Origin of the sequence: Bradyrhizobium sp. PRIMUS42 (assembly GCF_023006515.1) — a bacterium.
In the GTDB taxonomy this organism is placed as follows: Bacteria; Pseudomonadota; Alphaproteobacteria; order Rhizobiales; family Xanthobacteraceae; genus Bradyrhizobium.
This window is the reverse complement of sequence record NZ_JALBGZ010000754.1, coordinates 1-2,917: the sequence shown is the minus strand read 5'-3', so window position 1 is coordinate 2,917 and position 2,917 is coordinate 1. Positions and strand designations below refer to the sequence as shown.

The window sequence follows — 2,917 nt, the reverse complement described above, 5'->3', positions numbered from 1 at the left end:
AGGGTCGGGGTGCACGACAACTTCTTCGAGCTCGGCGGCCACTCGCTGCTGGCGACGCGCCTGACCGCGCGCGTGCGCGACCGCCTCGGCGTCGACCTCCCGCTCCGCGTCCTGTTCGAGGCGCCCACCATCGCCGGGATCGGCACGCAGCTCACGGTCTCGAAGCGTTCGTTCTCGCCTGTCCCAGAGAATGCGAGCGAGACCGCGCGGACGAAGCCGATCGTGCTGCTCCAGGCGGGGGACGCGGGACCGCTCTTTTTGGTTCACCCCATCACCGGAGGTGTTTCCTGCTACAATTCGCTAGTCCGCAGCCTCGGGCGTGATCAAACCATCTACGGGCTCCAATCCGTGCAATCCGGCGCCTCGCAATCGCTGGAGCAGATTGCGGCCGACTACGTTCAGGAGATCCTGCGTATCGACGCCGGCCCGGTTTATGTGGTCGTCGGCTGGTCGCTCGGCGGAACGATTGCATATGAGATATGCCGGCAGCTCTTTGCCCTCGGCAAGAAGGCGTGGCCTGCCCTGATCGACCCGATGGGAGCGCACGCATCTCAACAGCCGCTCGAGGACATCGTGATCTGGCGACGTTTCGTGTTGCTGATGCACCGAACGCTGAAAGTCAAGACGCCGCCCGGCTTCGCGGCGGAGCATTCCGGATCGCAAGCCGATCGTTTCGATGCCTTGTCGCGTTCTCTGGTTCCGGACGGTGCCGCAGCGCGGACCTTCGCGCCTGCCGATCTGAAAGACTTGTTCGAGATGTATCGAAAGAACACGCTGTCGCTGTGTGGTTACAAGCCGGAGCGCATTCCGCTATCCCTGAGCTTTCTTCGGCCCAAGATCGGCACGATGCGGTTTCCGCTCGCGAGCCAACTCGCGGATCCCGCCTCTCCCGATGGAGACGAGACCATTTTCATCGAAGGCGATCATTATTCGATGCTCGAAGAGCCCGGCATTAAGGCGATTGCGGCACATATCAAAGCCCTCCAGGTGCTCGCCGAATTGGAGCGGCATGACCGAACACCCGCGTGATCGCTTCACGACGTTCCATGGCGGGCGATGATTGTGGCGGGGCTGCGTTGGTCCCTGTTCCAAAAGATTGGAAGGAGAGAGTGACATGAACAAGGTTTGTTTGGTGACTGGCGGCGCGCGCGGCATCGGTCGTGCGTCGGCAAGCCGTGCGGCCGAGTGCGGTTGGGACGTGGCGATCGCATACCGGGAACGTGAGGCCTCCGCGAAATCGATCGTCGCCGAGATCGAGGCTATTGGCCGTCGCGCCGTCGCGATCAAGGCCGACGTCAGCAGCGAGGCGGACGTCGTCTCAATGTTCAAGACAGCGGAGGCGAGCCTCGGACCGATCGCCGGGTTGGTCAATTCCGCCGGCATCGGCTTCCACAATCCCGTCGAGGCGCTGGAGACCGCGCAGCTTGAGCGCATGTTCGCCGTCAATGTCGTCGGCCTCATGCTCTGCTGCCGCGAGGCGGCCAAGCGCATGTCCAGGAAGAACGGCGGCTCGGGTGGCAGCATTGTGAACATATCGTCGATGGCGGCGACCAATGGAGGGCGCCTCGGCCATTCGAGCTATTCCGCCTCGAAGGGAGCCGTTGACGTGTTCACGATGGGATTTTCCAAGGAGGTGGCGCCCGAGGCGGTCCGCGTCAACGTGGTGCGCCCCGGTCTCACCGACACCGACATGATCGAATACATGAGAACGAGTCCCGACCGGGCGGCGGTCGAGGCCAGCATTCCGATGAGGCGCTTTGGGCGGCCGGACGAGGTGGCGGAAGCGGTAGTGTGGCTGCTGTCCGAAAAGGCGTCTTTCGTCACCGGTGCCCACCTCAATGCTGGCGGCGGCGGCTTCCTCATTGGATCGAAGTGATGCGCGACTCGCTTGGTACCACGATGTGAAGGTCACCGTCAGGTTGCGGTCAGTGTGGGATGCTAAAGATCGAAGCTCAGGAAATCTCGGTTTCGTGGCCATGACGCCAGTCTGGCTGGAAGCGTTCGTGCAACTCCTCCCGTAGCGGGGTGCGGGCCAAGCGAGCCGGAATTGTGCCTCAGCCCGAAGAGGAGTGGTGCCTTGAATACCATCGAACTGCTTAACGAACTCCGCCAGCGCGGCATCAACTTGGCACGCGACGGCAATGATCTCCGGATCAGGGATTCAAACCGGCAGCTCACTCCAAGCCTGAAGAAGAAGCTGCTGGAGCAGAAGGGTGACATCATTGCGCTCTTCAATCGGCTGAACGGCGACGCGGTCGAAGATCCGATCCCCGTCGCGCCGCGGGAGCGGTTCATGCCGTTGTCCTTTGCGCAGGAGCGGATGTGGCTGCTGGAGCAGATCGAGGGTTTTGGCAATTTCCGCAACATGCCGGCGATGGTGCGCCTGCACGGAAAATTGAACGTCGCAGCGTTGGAGCAGGCCGTTGGCGATCTGGTCGAGCGTCACGAGGTGTTGCGGACGCGGCTTGCGACGGTAGGCGGCCAAGGTCTGCAGACAATCGATTCCTCGTACCGGGTCGAGCTGCCGGTCGACGACGTCAGCGGTGCCGACTCCGAGGAGGAGATCGAGGCTCGCGTGCGTCGCATCGTTACGCGGGAGTGCTCGTTGCCATTCGATCTGACCAAGGGACACCCTTTTCGGGTCAGGTTGATACGACTTGGTGATGACGACCACGTGCTGGTGGCGGTGGTGCATCACATTGCTGCCGACGGTTGGTCGATGAGCGTGTTGCTGCGGGAGGTCGGAACGTTCTACGCGGCGAATGCCGCCGGCTTCCCCGCACCTTTGCCGCCGCTTGCGGTTCAGTACGCGGACTATGCAGTGTGGCAGCGGGACTGGCTCTCGGGCGAGCGGCTGGAACGCCGGCTCGGCTATTGGCGCGAGCGGCTGTCGGGAGCGCCGACGGTGCTGGAGTTG

The 2,917-nt window shown here is 62.9% G+C and carries 3 protein-coding genes; all 3 read left to right on the top strand.

Annotated elements, in window-relative coordinates; translation table 11 throughout:
* The coding region (locus MOV75_RS33070; protein WP_247007426.1) for an alpha/beta fold hydrolase at positions 1 to 1,029 on the top strand (1,029 nt) is incomplete at its 5' end.
* A gap of 85 nt (positions 1,030 to 1,114) precedes the next feature.
* Positions 1,115 to 1,876, top strand: coding sequence for an SDR family NAD(P)-dependent oxidoreductase (locus MOV75_RS33065; protein ID WP_246931398.1), 762 nt, complete (start codon positions 1,115 to 1,117; stop codon positions 1,874 to 1,876).
* 201 nt (positions 1,877 to 2,077) lie between these two features.
* On the top strand, positions 2,078 to 2,917 hold an 840-nt coding region (locus MOV75_RS33060; protein ID WP_247007425.1), incomplete at its 3' end, for a condensation domain-containing protein.